Annotated in this window: 15 protein-coding genes; 7 read left to right on the top strand and 8 right to left on the bottom strand. The window is 71.6% G+C overall.

All coding sequences use genetic code 11. The annotated features are described in order from the left end of the window. Positions 1-235 precede the first annotated feature (235 nt). Genes nth through ABLE68_RS06395 form a run of 4 tightly spaced genes read left to right on the top strand, consistent with a single transcriptional unit; the run spans position 236 to position 3,346 of the window. Complete coding sequence (nth, locus tag ABLE68_RS06410; RefSeq protein ID WP_425475647.1) at positions 236-883, top strand: endonuclease III; 648 nt, start codon at positions 236-238, stop codon at positions 881-883. Then, positions 880-1,482: a TlpA family protein disulfide reductase gene (locus ABLE68_RS06405; protein ID WP_348870482.1), complete on the top strand. Its 603-nt coding sequence runs from the start codon at positions 880-882 to the stop codon at positions 1,480-1,482. The genes nth and ABLE68_RS06405 overlap by 4 nt, the downstream gene beginning before the upstream one ends. Continuing rightward, positions 1,479-2,174 (top strand): NUDIX hydrolase, encoded by a 696-nt coding sequence (locus tag ABLE68_RS06400; RefSeq protein WP_348870481.1) that lies wholly within the window; start codon positions 1,479-1,481, stop codon positions 2,172-2,174. Before ABLE68_RS06405 ends, ABLE68_RS06400 begins: the two co-directional genes overlap by 4 nt. Further along, complete coding sequence (locus ABLE68_RS06395; RefSeq protein WP_348870480.1) at positions 2,171-3,346, top strand: MarP family serine protease; 1,176 nt, start codon at positions 2,171-2,173, stop codon at positions 3,344-3,346. The genes ABLE68_RS06400 and ABLE68_RS06395 overlap by 4 nt, the downstream gene beginning before the upstream one ends. Before the next feature lie 66 nt (positions 3,347-3,412). Here the strand turns inward: ABLE68_RS06395 and ABLE68_RS06390 are convergent, their stop codons facing one another. The 7 genes from ABLE68_RS06390 to ABLE68_RS06360 all read right to left on the bottom strand — a co-directional run bounded on the left by ABLE68_RS06390 (position 3,413) and on the right by ABLE68_RS06360 (position 9,961). Next, positions 3,413-3,823, bottom strand: coding sequence for a phage holin family protein (locus ABLE68_RS06390; RefSeq protein ID WP_348870479.1), 411 nt, complete (start codon positions 3,821-3,823; stop codon positions 3,413-3,415). Between the two features lie 21 nt (positions 3,824-3,844). Next, positions 3,845-5,143 carry a Na+/H+ antiporter NhaA gene (gene nhaA, locus ABLE68_RS06385; RefSeq protein WP_348870478.1) on the bottom strand — a complete coding sequence of 433 codons (1,299 nt, stop codon included), beginning with the start codon at positions 5,141-5,143 and terminating at the stop codon, positions 3,845-3,847. A 75-nt stretch (positions 5,144-5,218) separates the two neighbouring features. After that, entirely contained in the window at positions 5,219-5,641 is a 423-nt protein-coding gene (locus ABLE68_RS06380) for a hypothetical protein (protein WP_348870477.1), read from the bottom strand. Positions 5,642-5,697: 56 nt separating this feature from the next. Continuing rightward, a complete protein-coding gene (gene acs, locus ABLE68_RS06375; RefSeq protein ID WP_348870476.1) occupies positions 5,698-7,677 on the bottom strand; it encodes an acetate--CoA ligase in 1,980 nt (659 codons plus the stop codon). Positions 7,678-7,724: 47 nt separating this feature from the next. Next, positions 7,725-8,330, bottom strand: a complete 606-nt coding sequence (locus tag ABLE68_RS06370) for an acetate uptake transporter (protein WP_348870475.1) — start codon at positions 8,328-8,330, stop codon at positions 7,725-7,727. A gap of 145 nt (positions 8,331-8,475) precedes the next feature. Continuing rightward, on the bottom strand, positions 8,476-9,126 hold the full coding sequence (locus tag ABLE68_RS06365) for a histidine phosphatase family protein (RefSeq protein WP_348870474.1): 651 nt from the start codon (positions 9,124-9,126) through the stop codon (positions 8,476-8,478). 16 nt (positions 9,127-9,142) lie between these two features. Further along, entirely contained in the window at positions 9,143-9,961 is an 819-nt protein-coding gene (locus ABLE68_RS06360) for a class I SAM-dependent methyltransferase (protein ID WP_348870473.1), read from the bottom strand. Between the two features lie 35 nt (positions 9,962-9,996). Between ABLE68_RS06360 and ABLE68_RS06355 the strand changes: the two genes are divergently transcribed. Then, positions 9,997-10,722 (top strand): Fic family protein, encoded by a 726-nt coding sequence (locus tag ABLE68_RS06355; RefSeq protein ID WP_348870472.1) that lies wholly within the window; start codon positions 9,997-9,999, stop codon positions 10,720-10,722. 310 nt (positions 10,723-11,032) lie between these two features. Here ABLE68_RS06355 and ABLE68_RS06350 read toward each other — a convergent pair whose 3' ends face one another. Further along, positions 11,033-11,833, bottom strand: a complete 801-nt coding sequence (locus ABLE68_RS06350) for an HAD family hydrolase (RefSeq protein ID WP_348870471.1) — start codon at positions 11,831-11,833, stop codon at positions 11,033-11,035. Between the two features lie 131 nt (positions 11,834-11,964). On the opposite strand from ABLE68_RS06350, the gene ssd reads away from it, so the two are divergent. Both ssd and ABLE68_RS06340 read left to right on the top strand, forming a co-directional pair. Beyond that, positions 11,965-13,014: a septum site-determining protein Ssd gene (ssd, locus tag ABLE68_RS06345; RefSeq protein WP_348870470.1), complete on the top strand. Its 1,050-nt coding sequence runs from the start codon at positions 11,965-11,967 to the stop codon at positions 13,012-13,014. Beyond that, on the top strand, positions 13,011-14,168 hold the full coding sequence (locus ABLE68_RS06340) for a TadA family conjugal transfer-associated ATPase (RefSeq protein ID WP_348870469.1): 1,158 nt from the start codon (positions 13,011-13,013) through the stop codon (positions 14,166-14,168). The genes ssd and ABLE68_RS06340 overlap by 4 nt, the downstream gene beginning before the upstream one ends. The last annotated feature ends 25 nt before the right edge of the window (positions 14,169-14,193 follow it).

Raw genomic sequence — 14,193 nt, 5'->3', positions numbered from 1 at the left:
ATCCTCCTCGTGAGATGTCCCCGCACGCACACGGGTTCCGCGCTGATCCTAACCAGTGGGAAAGGTCACAGGCACCATCAGGTCCCACGACGCTCCGACAAGTCGCCCCGGACACCGAATCGGTGGTGTCGGTGAGCCGCCGTACTCTTGGCCCGTGCCAGACGCGTCCACGACCGGGTCCACCACCGGGGAGACCCGCACCGGGCTCGTCCGTCGCGCTCGCAAGATCGACCGGATGCTCGGTGAGACCTACCCCGATGCGCGCTGCGAGCTCGACTTCGACGACCCGTTCCAGCTGCTCGTCGTGACCGTCCTGTCGGCCCAGACCACCGACAAGCGGGTCAACGCGGTCCGGCCCACGCTCTTCGCCGCCTATCCCGACGCCCCGGCGATGGCCGCCGCCGACCGCGCCACGCTCGAGGGCATCATCGGTCCGCTCGGCTTCTTCCGCGCCAAGACCGAGTCGCTGCTCAAGCTCAGCGCCGCTCTGGTCGCCGACCACGGCGGGCAGGTGCCGCCCCGTCTCGACGACCTGGTCAAGCTCCCGGGCGTCGGCCGCAAGACCGCCAACGTCGTCCTCGGCAACGCCTTCGACATCCCCGGCATCACCGTCGACACCCACTTCGGCCGGCTCTCGCGCCGCTTCCGCTGGACCGAGGAGACCGACCCGGTCAAGGTCGAGCACGCCGTCGGCGCCCTCTTCGAGAAGCGCGACTGGACGATGCTCAGTCACCACCTGATCTGGCACGGCCGCCGCGTCTGCCACGCGCAGAAGCCCGCGTGCGGCGCCTGCCCCGTCGCGAAGTGGTGCCCGTCGTACGGCGAGGGGCCGACCGACCCCGAGGCCGCGGCCAAGCTGGTGAAGACCGAGGGCAGAGCATGAGGCGTCTGCTTCCGGCCGCGCTCGCCGTGGCCCTGCTGGTCCTGTCCGGCTGCACCTCCGACCCGGTCTCGTCCCCCGGCGAGGCGAAGGTCGACGTCGACACCCCCGCGCTCCGCGAGATCAAGAAGGCCGCCGGCATCGACGACTGCCGGCCCGGCACGGCCACCGACGGCGGGCTGCCCGACGTCACCCTGCCCTGCCTCGGCGGCGGTCCCGACGTGGATCTCTCGACCCTCCAGGGCCCGATGGTCGTCAACCTGTGGCAGTCCTTCTGCAAGCCCTGCCTCAAGGAGATGCCGGCGCTGCAGGAGTTCAGCGAGAAGTACGGCGACCAGGTGCCGGTCATCGGCATCGACTCGACAGACGTGCAGCCGCAGGCGGCGCTGGAGTTCGCGAAGAAGCTCGGGGTCACCTACCCCCTGCTCGCCGACCCCGGCGGCGACCTGAGCGCGCAGGACCCCTTCCCGATCATCCGCGGCTACCCCTACCTCATGTTCATCGACGCCGACGGCGACGCCACCTTCCGCAAGTTCGGCGGCGTGGCGTCGTACGACGAGCTGGTCGGCCTGGTCAACGAGCACCTCGGGACCGATCTGTGATCCCCGACTGGCTGCAGCCGGTCGAGCAGGCGGCCCGCGACATCCGCGCCGACGACCTGACCCGCTTCACGCCTCCGCCGGGCGGCGACGCGCGCCCGGGCGCCGTCCTGATGCTCTTCGGCGAGGGCCCGAACGGGGGTGAGCTGCTGCTCACCGAGCGCGCTCACGACATGCGTTCCCACCCGGGACAGGTCTCCTTCCCCGGCGGGTCGCTGGACGAGGGCGAGGACGTGGTCGAGGCTGCGCTGCGTGAGGCGGAGGAAGAGGTCGGTGTCGAGCCGGGCTCGGTCGAGGTGTTCGGCCGGTTGCCCGAGCTCTGGCTGCCGCCGTCCAACTTCGCGGTCACCCCGGTGCTCGGCTGGTGGCGCGAGCCCGCGGACGTGTCGGTCGTGAGCCGTGCGGAGGTCCACGCCATCCACCACGTCGCTCTCGCCGACCTGATCGACCCGGACAACCGGGTCACCGTCGAGCTGCCCGGTGGTGCCTACCGCAGCCCCGGGTTCCTGATCGGGCCCGATCGCGACGTGATCCTGTGGGGCTTCACCGGCGGCATCATCGCCCGCCTGCTCGACTTCCTCGGCTGGTCGAAGCCCTGGGACGAGTCGCGGGTCCGCGACCTGCCGGCCTACATGTTCTCCGGCGCGGAGCGCCGGCCCCGCGGCGACCTGCTCGACATCGAGGACGACACGTGAACCTCCTCGACTGGCTGCTCGTCGTCCTCGTCCTCGCCTACGCCCTCTCGGGCTACTGGCAGGGCTTCATCACCGGTGTCTTCGCGACCACCGGGCTGCTGCTCGGTGGTCTCTTCGGCGTGTGGCTGGCGCCGATCGCGCTCGGCGACGCCAACCCGTCGCTGCTCGTCTCGCTCGGTGCCCTCTTCATCGTGATCCTCGCCGCGTCGCTCGGGCAGGCGGTCTTCCAGTTCGCCGGCTCCCGGATCCGCGAGAAGATCACCTGGCAGCCGGTCCGCGCCCTCGACGCGGTCGGCGGTGCCGCGCTCAGTGCCCTCGCCGTGCTGATCGTCGCCTGGGCGCTCGGCGTCGCGGTCTCCGGCTCGCGCATCGGCGGCATCACCCCGCTGGTGCGCAACTCGACCGTGCTGGCCCACGTCAACGAGGCGATGCCCGCCTCCGCCGGAGGCGCCCTGCAGGCCTTCAACGACGTGGTCGGCACCAGCTTCTTCCCGCGCTACCTCGAGCCGTTCGCGCCCGAGCGGATCGTCGAGGTCGGCCCGGGACCCAAGCGACTCCTGCACGATCCCGACGTCGAGCGCGCGGCCGCGAGCGTGATGAAGGTCCGCGGCAGCAACTCCTGCGGCAGGGGGGTCGAGGGCTCGGGCTTCCTGTACGCCGACAACCGGCTGATGACCAACGCCCACGTCGTCGCCGGCGTCGAGGACCCCGAGATCATCGTCGGCGACAGCTCGGTCCCGGCCGAGGTCGTCTACTACAACCCCGACATCGACGTCGCCGTGCTGTCCTTCGACAGCGGTGACAGCCCCACCCTCCAGTTCGACCTGACGGCCAAGGCGCCCGACGGGGTCGCGGTCCTGGGCTACCCCGAGGACGGCCCGTACGACGTGCAGCCGGCCCGGATCCGCTCGGAGCAGCGGCTCCGGTCGCCCAACATCTACGGCGACGGCGCGGTGATCCGCGAGGTGTTCTCGCTGCGTGGCCTGATCCGGCCGGGCAACTCCGGTGGCCCGCTGCTCACCTCGGCGGGCGACGTCGCCGGCGTCGTGTTCGCCGCGTCGGTCACCGACCGCGAGACGGGCTACGCGCTGACGGCCGACCAGGTCCGGGCCAGCGCCGCAGCGGGCGTGACCAGCTCCGACCAGGTCGACACGGGCGACTGCGCCGGGTGAGATCGGCGAAGCCGCGACCGCGCGTCGAGATCCCGTGAGCCGAGAAGCAGGCGTCGCTGAGCGCGGCTAGCTCGCGTGCTTGCCCTTGAGGGCCGGCGGGATGGCCTTGCCCTGCTCGATCGCCCGCTCGGGCGCGCGGACCTGCTTCACCTTGCGGATGCCGATGTAGACCATCAGGGCGGCGAGCAGCACGTAGAAGCCGAAGACGATCAGGAACGCCCAGTGCAGGGCGAGGCCCTCACCGTTCCAGTTGATGAAGTAGGCGATCGAGACCGAGAGCATGATGATCGCGAGGACCAGGATGAAGGCCGCACCGGCGAACAGGCCGATGCCGACGCCGCCGGCCCGGACGCTGACCTTCAGCTCGGACTTCGCGAGCTGGATCTCCTTCTGGACCAGGCTCGACAGGTCACGGCTCGCGTCACTGACCAGGCGGCCGATGGTGGGATCTTCGTCTCGGACCTGGTTGCTCGACATGCGCGCCACCCTACAGAATCGTCAGCCCGGGCTGTCGCCGCGGCCGTAGACGTCCGGTACCCCGTCCTGGTCGTCGTCACGCTCCTCGACCTCGCGGATCCGGCGGTAGTCCCGGTTGCGCAGTCGCAGCACGACGGTCGCCAGCAGCGCCGCCACCAGCGAGCCGACCAGCACGCCCACCTTGGCGTGGTCGTCGGCGGTCGTGCCGGTGCCGAAGGCGAGCTCGCCGATCAGCAGCGAGACCGTGAAGCCGACCCCGGCCAGGATCGACAGGCCGACCACGTCCACCCAGCTCAGCTCGTCGTCGAGGTCGGCGTGGGTGAAGGTCGCGAGCAGCCAGGTCGACCCGGTGATGCCGATCGTCTTGCCGAGCACCAGGCCGCAGATGATGCCGAGCGCGATCTTGTCGCTCAGCGCGTCGCCCAGCCCGTCCAGCCCCCCGACGTACACGCCGGCGGCGAAGAACGCGAAGACGGGTACGGCGAAGCCGGCAGAGATCGGCCGGACCAGGTGCTCGAGGTGCTCGGCGAGGCCAGGCCCCGGCTCACCGTCGGCACGCCGTACGGGGACCGTGAAGGCCAGCAGCACACCAGCGACCGTCGCGTGCACACCGGAGGCGTGCACCAGGTCCCACGCCACGAGGGCCAGGGGCAGCAGCAGCCAGGCGCGGTAGATGCGGCGCTGCGCCAGGAACCCGAACGCCGCGATCGGCACCAGTGCGAGCAGCAGGTAGGGGAGGTCGACGTCCTCGGTGTAGAAGATCGCGATGATGGTGATCGCGAGGAGGTCGTCGACCACGGCCAGCGTGAGTAGGAAGGTGCGCAGCCCCGCGGGCAGGTGCGTGCTGATCACGGCGAGGATCGCGAGGGCGAAGGCGATGTCCGTCGCGGTCGGGACCGCCCAGCCGATCAGGTTGTCGGTGCCGAGGTTCCACACCACGAAGATGACCGCCGGCATCGCCATGCCGCCGACCGCAGCGGCGACCGGCAACGCCGCCCGTCGCGGGTCGCGCAGGTCGCCGGCGACGAACTCACGCTTGAGCTCGAGACCGGCCACGAAGAAGAAGATGGCGAGCAGGCCGTCGGCCGCCCATCCACCGATCGACAGGTCCAGGTGGAGGGCATGGGGTCCGACGACGGTGTCGCGCAGCGTGAAGTAGGCGTCGCGCCACGGGCTGTTCGCCCAGACCAGCGCGGTCCCGGCGGCCATGATCAGCAGCAGACCGCCGGTCGTCTCCGCGCGCAGGATCTCGGCGGTCCGTGACGTCTCGAGCCAGGAGCCACGGGCGAAGAGCCGGCTCTGGTGCTTCGGCAGGCTCAACGTGCGCTCCTCGGGGTCGACGAAAGAATGCCGACCAGACTTCCCGGCGCACCGGAGGAGAGCCTACAAGCAGGGTCAGAGCGGGTTCTTCGGGAGCGAGTAGTGGACGTTCTTCTGCTCGCCGCCCTTCACGTAGGTCACCCCGAGGCGGGTGAACATCGGGCCGCTCCTGGTCTCGACGACCCGGTAGAGACGGAAGGTCGCCTGGTAGGAGTGGACCGTGCCCGCGGAGCAGCTGGGGTCGCAGTCGTTCATGTGCAGCCGGCCGCTGCCCCACGCCACCTGGTGGCCCCACGACCCGTAGCGCTTGATGACCGCCCACACGTTGCCGTCGGCGCAGAAGGGTACGACGGTGCGCGGCTCGACCTTGCGGTGGACGCAGTCGGCGATGACGCGGGTCTGCGGCTCGGCGGGAGCAGCGGTGGCGCTGGCAGGGAGCGCGGCGACGGTGGCGGCCAGGACGAAGGCCGCGCTGGCGAGGCTACGGAAACGGTCCATGCGCACATCAGACACCCGGGACGCCCCGCGTGGGGCGTCCCGGGAAGTAAAGAGTCTCAGTCCTCGCCGGAGCCCGAGCTCTCCTTGTCCTTGATCAGGTCCATGACCGTGGAGTCGGCCAGGGTCGTGACGTCACCGACCTCGCGGTGCTCGGCGACGTCCTTGAGCAGGCGCCGCATGATCTTGCCGGAGCGGGTCTTCGGGAGCTCGGGGACGATCATGATCTGCCGCGGCGTCGCGATCGGGCCGATCTCCTTGCGGACGTGGTCGCGCAGCTCCTTGACGATGTCCTCGCCCCCGTCGCCGGCCTCCTCGCGCAGGATCACGAAGGCGCAGACGGCCTGGCCGGTGTCCTCGTCCTTGGCGCCGACGACCGCGGCCTCCGCGACCTTCGGGTGGGACACGAGCGCCGACTCGATCTCGGTGGTGGAGAGGCGGTGGCCCGAGACGTTCATGACGTCGTCGACCCGGCCGAGCACCCAGATGTCGCCGTCGTCGTCCTTCTTCGCCCCGTCGCCCGCGAAGTAGAAGCCCTCCTCGGCGAAGCGCGACCAGTAGGTGTCCTTGAAGCGCTCGTCGTCGCCCCAGATGGTGCGCAGCATCGACGGCCACGGCTTGGTCAGCACGAGGTAGCCGCCCGAGCCGTTGGGCACCGCCTCGCCCTGCTCGGTGACGACCTCGGCCGCCACGCCCGGGATGGGCGTCATGGCCGAGCCCGGCTTGCCGGCGGTCACCCCGGGCAGCGGGCTGATCATGATCGCGCCCGTCTCGGTCTGCCACCAGGTGTCGACGACCGGGGTGCGGTCGCCGCCGATGACGTGGCGGTACCAGACGTAGGCCTCGGGGTTGATCGGCTCACCGACCGATCCGAGGATCCGCAACGACGACATGTCGAAGCGGTCCGGGATCTCGCGGCCCTGCTTCATGAAGGACCGGATCGCGGTCGGCGCGGTGTAGAAGATGGTGACCTGGTAGTCCTCGATGATCTGCCACCAACGCCCGCGCTCGGGGCTGTCCGGGACACCTTCGTACATCACCTGGGTCGCGCCGTTGGCGAGCGGTCCGTAGACCATGTACGAGTGGCCGGTGACCCAGCCGATGTCGGCCGAGCACCAGTAGACGTCGGTCTCGGGCTTGAGGTCGAAGACCGCCCAGTGCGTGTACGACGTACCGACCAGGTAGCCGCCCGTCGTGTGCAGGATGCCCTTGGGCTTGCCGGTCGTGCCGGAGGTGTACATGACGTAGAGCGGGTGCTCGGCGTCGAAGAACTCGGGGGTGTGGTCGGTCGACGCGTTGGCGACGGCGTCGTGCCACCACACGTCGACCGAGTCGTCCCACGCGACGTCCTGCCCGGTCCGGCGTACGACGAGGACCTTGTCGACCGTGTGGCCCTGGGCCGCGCTCTTCTCGCGCGCCTCGTCGACCGCCGGCTTCAGGGCGGCCGCGGAGCCGCGCCGGTAGCCGCCGTCGGAGGTGATCACGACCTTGGCCTGGCAGTCGACCAGCCGTGACGAGAGCGCCTCGGAGGAGAACCCGCCGAAGATCACGGTGTGGGGAGCGCCGATCCGCGCGCAGGCCAGCATCGCGACGACGGCCTCGGGGATCATCGGCAGGTAGATCGCGACCCGGTCGCCGGTCTGCACCCCGAGCTCCGTCAGCGCGTTGGCGGCCTGCGAGACCTCGTCCTTGAGCTGCGCGTAGGTGATGTCGCGCTTGTCCTCGACCGGCTCACCGACCCAGTGCAGCGCGACCTTGTCACCACGGCCGGCCTCGACGTGCCGGTCGACGCAGTTGTACGACGCGTTGAGGCGACCGCCGACGAACCACTTCGCGAACGGCGGGTCGTCCCAGTCGAGGACCCGGTCCCACTTCTGGTCCCAGTCGAGCCGCTCGGCCTGCTCGGCCCAGAACGCCTCCGGGTCGGCGGCAGCCCGCTCGTAGGCCTCGGCCTTGAGGTTGGCGTGGTCGGCGATCTCGGCCGGCGGCTCGAACCGCCGGTCCTCCTTGAGGAGGTTGGACAGCGTCTCTTCGCTCACGATGAATCACTCCTGGGTCGAGGAACGAGTGGCACTCGCCACACTAGTCAGCGCTGCCCGACCGGGAACACCGGGCGCTTGTGGGTGAAGGCCGTGACACCGGCGAGCGAGGCGTACCACGCGGCCGCCGCCGTCGCGAGACCGAGCCAGCCGCCGATGTGGGTGAGCCCGTCGGAGGTCGCGAAGTCGCCCAGCGACAGGAAGAGGAAGGTGAGCGTCAGCAGCGCGAACACCGCGGTCAGGGCGCCGCTGAGGCGCAGTGCCCCGATGGTCATGTAGGCCGTGAAGATGCACCATGCGAGGAGGAACAGGCCCAGGCCGTTGCTCAGGTCGTCGGGCTTCACCCCGCTGAGATCGGTGTGCCCGGTGAGGTACCAGAAGGAGATCCAGAACGCGCCGTACGACGTGAACGCCGTCGCGCCGAATGTGTTGCCCTTGGCGAACTCCCACATGCCGGCGGCGAACTGGGCTGCGCCGCCGTACGCGAGCGCGAGTCCGAAGACGACTGGTTCGGCTTTGAACAGCCCGGTGTTGACGAAGCTCAGCACGAAGGTCGTCAGGGCGAAAGCCGCGAGACCGAGGGGTGCCGGGTCGGCCAGGTGACTGCCGGGAGTCGCTGGGGTCGTGGTGGTCGGGGACTGGTCGGTGCTCATCGCCTGCTCCGTTCGCGAGTCGTCCTGCGCCTACCAGGAAGCGCAGGGGAGCCCGGAGCGGTGGCGCCCGAGCGCCGGGGAATCCCGTACCCACTTGTGTGACGGGTGACACATCGCCGGAGTCGGTCAGCGGAAGCCGTTCCTCCTAGACCGGGTCAGGGTCGCCCGTCGGGTCGACCGCGGCCGGGTCGGCGAGCTGCGGCCCGCCGAGCGGGTCCCCGGACCACCCGGTCACCACCCACCCCCGGCGCGGGGAGCCCTCGAGACGGACGGCACCGGTGTTGAGCAGGCGCTGGTCGTGCGGGCCGCCGTGGCGCGAGGCGAAAGTGCGGATCGCGGCGCCGTGGCTCACCACCACCACGGTCGCGCCGTCGTGGTGCGGCTCGGTGAGTGTGCGTACGGCGGTCTCGTAGCGGTCGAAGAACGTGTGACCGTCCTCGCCGCCCGGCATCCGCGTCGCGAGGTCGCCGGCGATCCAGGCGGTCACGGTGTCGGCGTACGCCTCGATGGACTCCTCCGCGGTGTGCATCTCCAGCGACCCGGCGGTGATCTCCTCGAGGCCGTCGGTGACGACCACGTCGAGGCCGCGCGCGGTGGCGAGCGGCGCGGCCGTGAGCTGGGTGCGCAGCAACGGCGACGCGTGGACGGCCGCGATCGGCTCGGTGGTCAGGACCGGCGGGATCGCGGCCGCCTGGCGGTGCCCCAGCTCCGTCAGGGGCGCACCCGGGTGGGCGGTGTCGAGCGCGCCAGCGACGTTGGACGGCGTCTCGCCGTGGCGGACCAGGATCAGGCGCACGTGATCGGACCGCCGGTCAGCGGAAGTCGATGAGCAGCATGTCGTCCGCCGGGGGTGCCGGCTTCTCCGGGGCCTCCTCGGTGGTCACCGGCGGCGCCGACCTGACCTGCTCGACCACGACCGCTCGGCGGCACGCGGTGACGTAGGGGAGCTGCATGCCGTCCATGCCGCGGCCGTAGTCGTCGTAGAACGCGAGCACCTCGGCCAGCTTGGCCCGGCGCCCGTCCTCGTCGAGCATCGCGACGTTGGAGCGCGACAGCACCAGCTCCTGGATCGAGGTGCGATCGATCTGCTGCCAGTTCTTGAACCGCTCCTCCTCGACCTCGCCGAAGATCGTGCTCGCCCCGAGCACCTCGCTGCTGCTGACCTGGGTCATGCTGCCGATGAGCACACCCAGCTTGCGCACCCACGGGATCCGCTCGTCGCGGGTGTTGGTGACCACGGCCAGCCACCCCCCGGGCTTGAGGACGCGCGCGATCTCGGGCAGCGCCCGTTCGTGGTCGAACCAGTGGAAGGCCTGCGCGACCACCACGACGTCGTACGACGCGTCCGGTGCGGGGATCTCCTCGGCGGTGGAGCAGCTGGTGCGTACGTCGGGCAGCTTGGCCCGCAGCACGGCGAGCATCTGCTCGTCGGGGTCGGTGGCGTGCACGTCGTGGCCGAGCGCGACCAGGGTCTCGGTGAGCTTGCCGGTGCCGGCTCCCAGCTCGAGGACGGTGACCGGGTGGTCGCCGAGCGCCCAGGCCACGGCCTCGGCGGGGTAGCTCGGCCGCGCGCGGTCGTAGGCGTCGGCGACGTCGCCGAAGGAACGGGCGGGAGAGGGCTGGTCACTCATCGGGGCCACGCTACCTGCTGGGTAGCCTTCGGCTGGTGACCACGGATCCCTTGTCGGCATTGGCCTCGTTGGAGGGCGTGCCCTCGGCGTACGCCGCCGCCCGCGACGGGATCGACGTGATGCTGCGCGACCGCGGCCTGCGGCGTACCTCCCCCGAGATGACCGGCGAGAGCCTGCTCCGCGGCGCGCACGCGAGCGCGGTCCTCGAAGGGTCGACGTCGTCGCTGGCGGAGGTCCGCGACGGCGCCGGCGACGAGGTCGCTTCGGACGCGGTGCGGGTCTCGACCGAGCTGCTCGGGTTGGCGCCGACGCTGACCCGCTCGCCCCTGCAGGCCCTGGCGCGGATCCACGCGCTGGCCGCGGTGTCCCTGCCCGCCGAGCAGCGTGGCCGTCCGCGCGACGGCGACGCGGCCAGCCACCTGCGGGGCATCGGCGAGCTGATCACCGGGGCGACGACCGCACCGGCCCTGCTCCAGGCGGCGGTCGTGCACGCCGAGCTCGCCACGGCCGCTCCGTTCTCCTCCCACAACGGGCTGGTCGCCCGCGCCGCCGAACGGCTGGTACTGGTCGCGCGGGGCGTGGACGAGAAGTCGCTCGTCGTCCCCGAGGCGGGGCACCTGGCCCTGCGCGCGGCGTACGAGTCCAACCTGCGCGGCTACCGCGACGGGGGCCAGGCCGGCGTGCAGTCGTGGCTGCTCTACGCCGCGGAGGCGTACGCCGCGGGAGCCGAGGCGAGTCCCTTGCGCCGGCCCGCTGGTTGAGGAGGTCGCGCAGCAACCGTCTCGAGACCCGGTAGACGAGAGCCAACCTGGTGTGGAGATGCGAACGGCACCCGGATCTCGAGTTAAGTGGGCCGGGTGCCGCCGCTGACACGTGAGACCTGATGGGCTACCAAGCGTGCAAATTCTAACTGCTGTCCCGGGTGTGTCCCGGATGGCAAGCGCCCTCAACGAAGGGTAGATCGCCGCGTGGGTACCCGGCTCACGTGCAGGTTCTTCAGTTCTTGTCTCATGTGTACGCCGGTTCGACGCGCCCCACAACCCTTGACTTTTGGGGTTCTCGCGCGCCAGATCAGGCGCCGAGGCGACGCTTCCGGGCGTTGGCCCACAGCACCCCGCTGACGGCGACGACACCGCCGACGGCCAGGGCCGCGAGGGCCGGCTTGGCGGGCGGCAGCGGGACGCGGGCGCGCAGCGCGACCGGCTTGGTGAAGACCAGCACCGGCCAGCCGTGCGCGGCTGCGGCCCTGCGCAGCTCCTTGTCGGGGTTGACCGCGTGGGAGTGGCCGACCGCCTCGAGCATGGGGACGTCGGTGACCGAGTCGCTGTAGGCGTAGCTGCCCTCGAGGTCGTAGCCCTCGGCCTCGGCCAGCTCGCGGATCGCCCGCGCCTTCTCCTCGGCGTACGCGTAGTACTCGATGTTGCCGCTGTAGGCCCCGTCGACGATCTCCATCCGGGTCGCGATCACCCGGTCGGCGCCCAGCATGGCGGCGATCGGCTCGACGACCTCGGCACCCGACGCCGACACGATGACGACATCGCGCCCGGCGAGGCGGTGCTCCTCGATCAGGCCCACCGCCTCGTCGTACACGATCGGGTCGACCACGTTGTGGAGGGTGTCGGCGACGATCTCGCGCACCGTCGCGACGTCCCACCCGGCGCAGAGCTGCGACATGAACTGCCGCATCTTCTCCATCTGGTCGTGGTCCGCGCCGCCGACGAGGTAGACGAACTGGGCGTACGCCGAACGCAGCACCGCGCGACGGGAGATCAGGCCGCCCGCCTGGAAGGGCTTGCTGAAGGCGAGCGTGCTCGACTTGGCGATGATCGTCTTGTCGAGATCGAAGAAGGCCGCGGTCGGGCGGGACGCCATGGAGCCATCGTAGGTGGACGGACCGTCTCCCCGGCCCACCTGGCGTCCACAGGGACGTCTTGAACCCCCTTGTCCACAAGGGCTGTCGGCGAGAGCCGCGGTCGTCGGATGCTGCGGGAACCATCGATCCCATGACCGCACCTCTCTTCGTCACCCGCGACCAGTCCCTCCTCGACGAGCTCCTCCGGCTCGCCGCCGCGGCCGGGATCACCCCCGATCTCGCCGCGGACATCGGCGCTGCGCTCCGCGGCTGGTCGGCCGCGCCGCTGGTGCTCGTGGGCTCCGACGTGGCCGCCGAGCTGGCGAGCGTGTCGCCGGTCCGACGCCAGCGCGTGCACGTCGTGATGTGGGGGCGCGCGCCCGACGAGATGTTCCGGATCGCGGTCGACCTGGGTGCGGAGAGCGTGGTCGGGCTGCCCGAGTCGGAGGCCTGGTTGACCGAGGGACTCACCGATCTCGGTGACCCGCAACGCTCGGCCGGCCTCGTGATCGGGGTGGTCGGCGGCAGCGGCGGTGCGGGCGCGACCACGTTCGCGTGTGCGCTCGGGCAGCTCGCCGCGCGGCGGGGCCGGGCCGTGGTGATCGACGCCGACCCCCTGGGGCCTGGTGTCGACCGGGTCCTGGGCCTCGAGGACCGCGACGGTGTCCGGTGGGACGGCCTGTGCCAGACGACGGGGCGGCTCAGCGCTCGGTCGCTGCGCGAGGCCGTGCCTCGACGTGAGGGGCTCGGCGCCCTGACCTGGCACGCAGGTCTGCCCGGGAGCCTGCAGGCGTTCGCAGTGCGGGAGGTGCTGTCGGCCGCCCAGCGCGGCCACGACTTCGTGATCGTCGACCTGCCCCGCTCGCCCGACGCCCTGGTCGACGAGGTCGTCGCCCGGTGCGACCGCCTGCTCGTGGTGGCGGTCCCGAGCGTGGCTGGGGTGGCGTCCGCCGCCCGGATCTGTGCCCGTCACCGCGACCCCGCGGCCGTCCGGCTGGTGCTGCGCGGCAGCGGCATCGACCCGCAGGCGGTGACCCGCGCGACCCGGATCCCGGTCCTCGCGACGATGCCCGACCAGCGCGGCCTGGCCGAGGCGATCGACCTCGGGGTCGGTCCGGTCCGGTCCCGACGCGGAGCGCTCGGCCGCGCGGCGACGGAGGTGCTCGACCAGCTCGCCCTGATGCACGCCACGGCCGCATGACGGTGTCTCCGCTCGATGCCGACCTGGAGGTCGTGCGCGACCGGCTCGCGCGCAACCCGGGCGAGATCACTCCGCACCGCGTGGCCGAGGCCCTGCGTGAGACCGGGCGACCGGTTGGCGACGCGACCGTCCTCGCGGTCTACGAGACGCTGCGCCGCGACGTCGTCGGAGCGGGACCCCTCGAGCCGTTGCTGCGCACTCCCCAGGTGACCGACGTGCTCGTCAACGGACCCGACCGCGTCTACCTCGATCGCGGCGCCGGCCTCGAGCTCACCTCGGTCCGCTTCCCCGACGAGGCGGCCGTGCGCCGGCTCGCGCAGCGACTGGCCGCGCTCGGTGGGCGCCGCCTCGACGACGCGACGCCGTACGCCGATCTCCGGCTGCCCGACGGCACCCGCTTCCACTGCGTGCTGGCGCCGCTCGCTCGACCCGGCACCGTCGTGTCGCTGCGCGTCCCGCGGCGACAGGCCTTCACCCTCGAGGAGCTGGTCGCCTGCGGCACGCTCTGCGAGGAGACGGCGACGCTGCTCGACGCGGTCGTGGCCGCGCGGCTGGCCTTCCTGGTCAGCGGCGGCACCGGCTCGGGCAAGACGACCCTGCTCGCCGCGCTGCTCGCCCGGGCCGATCCCGGTGAGCGGCTGGTCCTGGTCGAGGACGCGAGCGAGCTCCGCCCCGACCATCCCCACGTCGTCGCGCTCGAGGGCCGTCCGGCCAACATCGAGGGCGCGGGCGAGGTGCCGGTCCGCACCCTGGTCCGGCAGGCGCTGCGGATGCGGCCCGACCGGCTGGTCGTCGGCGAGGTGCGGGGAGCGGAGGTGGTCGACCTCCTCGCTGCGCTCAACACCGGCCACGAGGGTGGTTGCGGCACCCTCCACGCCAACTCAGCCGTCGACGTGCCGGCCCGGGTCGAGGCGCTCGCGCTCGCCGCCGGGCTCGCCCGCGAGGCCGCACACAGCCAGCTCGCGTCCGCGGTCGACGCGGTCGTTCACCTCGCCCGTGGACCCGACGGCGTCCGTCGGGTCCGTCAGGTGGCGGTGCCCGAACGCCGGCCCGACGGCCTCGTCGCGATGGTGTCCGCACTCGACGTCGATGCCGACGGACGCACGTTCCCGGGTCCGGGCGGCCCGGCTCTCGCCGCGAGGCTGGCGCGATGACGCTCGTGGCCGTCGCCTGCGCGGC

The sequence above is a fragment of the Nocardioides pollutisoli genome (genome assembly GCF_040045055.1).
Taxonomy (GTDB): domain Bacteria; phylum Actinomycetota; class Actinomycetes; order Propionibacteriales; family Nocardioidaceae; genus Nocardioides; species Nocardioides tweenelious.
Note: the sequence above shows the minus strand (reverse complement) of the source record. Positions and strands in the feature narration are given on the sequence as shown.

Coding starts and splice junctions, on each gene's coding strand:
- nth (WP_425475647.1), top strand. CDS start 236: ATGCTCGGTGAGACCTACCCCGATGCGCGCTGCGAGCTCGACTTCGAC.
- ABLE68_RS06405 (WP_348870482.1), top strand. CDS start 880: ATGAGGCGTCTGCTTCCGGCCGCGCTCGCCGTGGCCCTGCTGGTCCTG.
- ABLE68_RS06390 (WP_348870479.1), bottom strand. CDS start 3,823: ATGTCGAGCAACCAGGTCCGAGACGAAGATCCCACCATCGGCCGCCTG.
- ABLE68_RS06380 (WP_348870477.1), bottom strand. CDS start 5,641: ATGGACCGTTTCCGTAGCCTCGCCAGCGCGGCCTTCGTCCTGGCCGCC.
- ABLE68_RS06370 (WP_348870475.1), bottom strand. CDS start 8,330: ATGAGCACCGACCAGTCCCCGACCACCACGACCCCAGCGACTCCCGGC.
- ABLE68_RS06360 (WP_348870473.1), bottom strand. CDS start 9,961: ATGAGTGACCAGCCCTCTCCCGCCCGTTCCTTCGGCGACGTCGCCGAC.
- ABLE68_RS06350 (WP_348870471.1), bottom strand. CDS start 11,833: ATGGCGTCCCGCCCGACCGCGGCCTTCTTCGATCTCGACAAGACGATC.
- ssd (WP_348870470.1), top strand. CDS start 11,965: ATGACCGCACCTCTCTTCGTCACCCGCGACCAGTCCCTCCTCGACGAG.
- ABLE68_RS06340 (WP_348870469.1), top strand. CDS start 13,011: ATGACGGTGTCTCCGCTCGATGCCGACCTGGAGGTCGTGCGCGACCGG.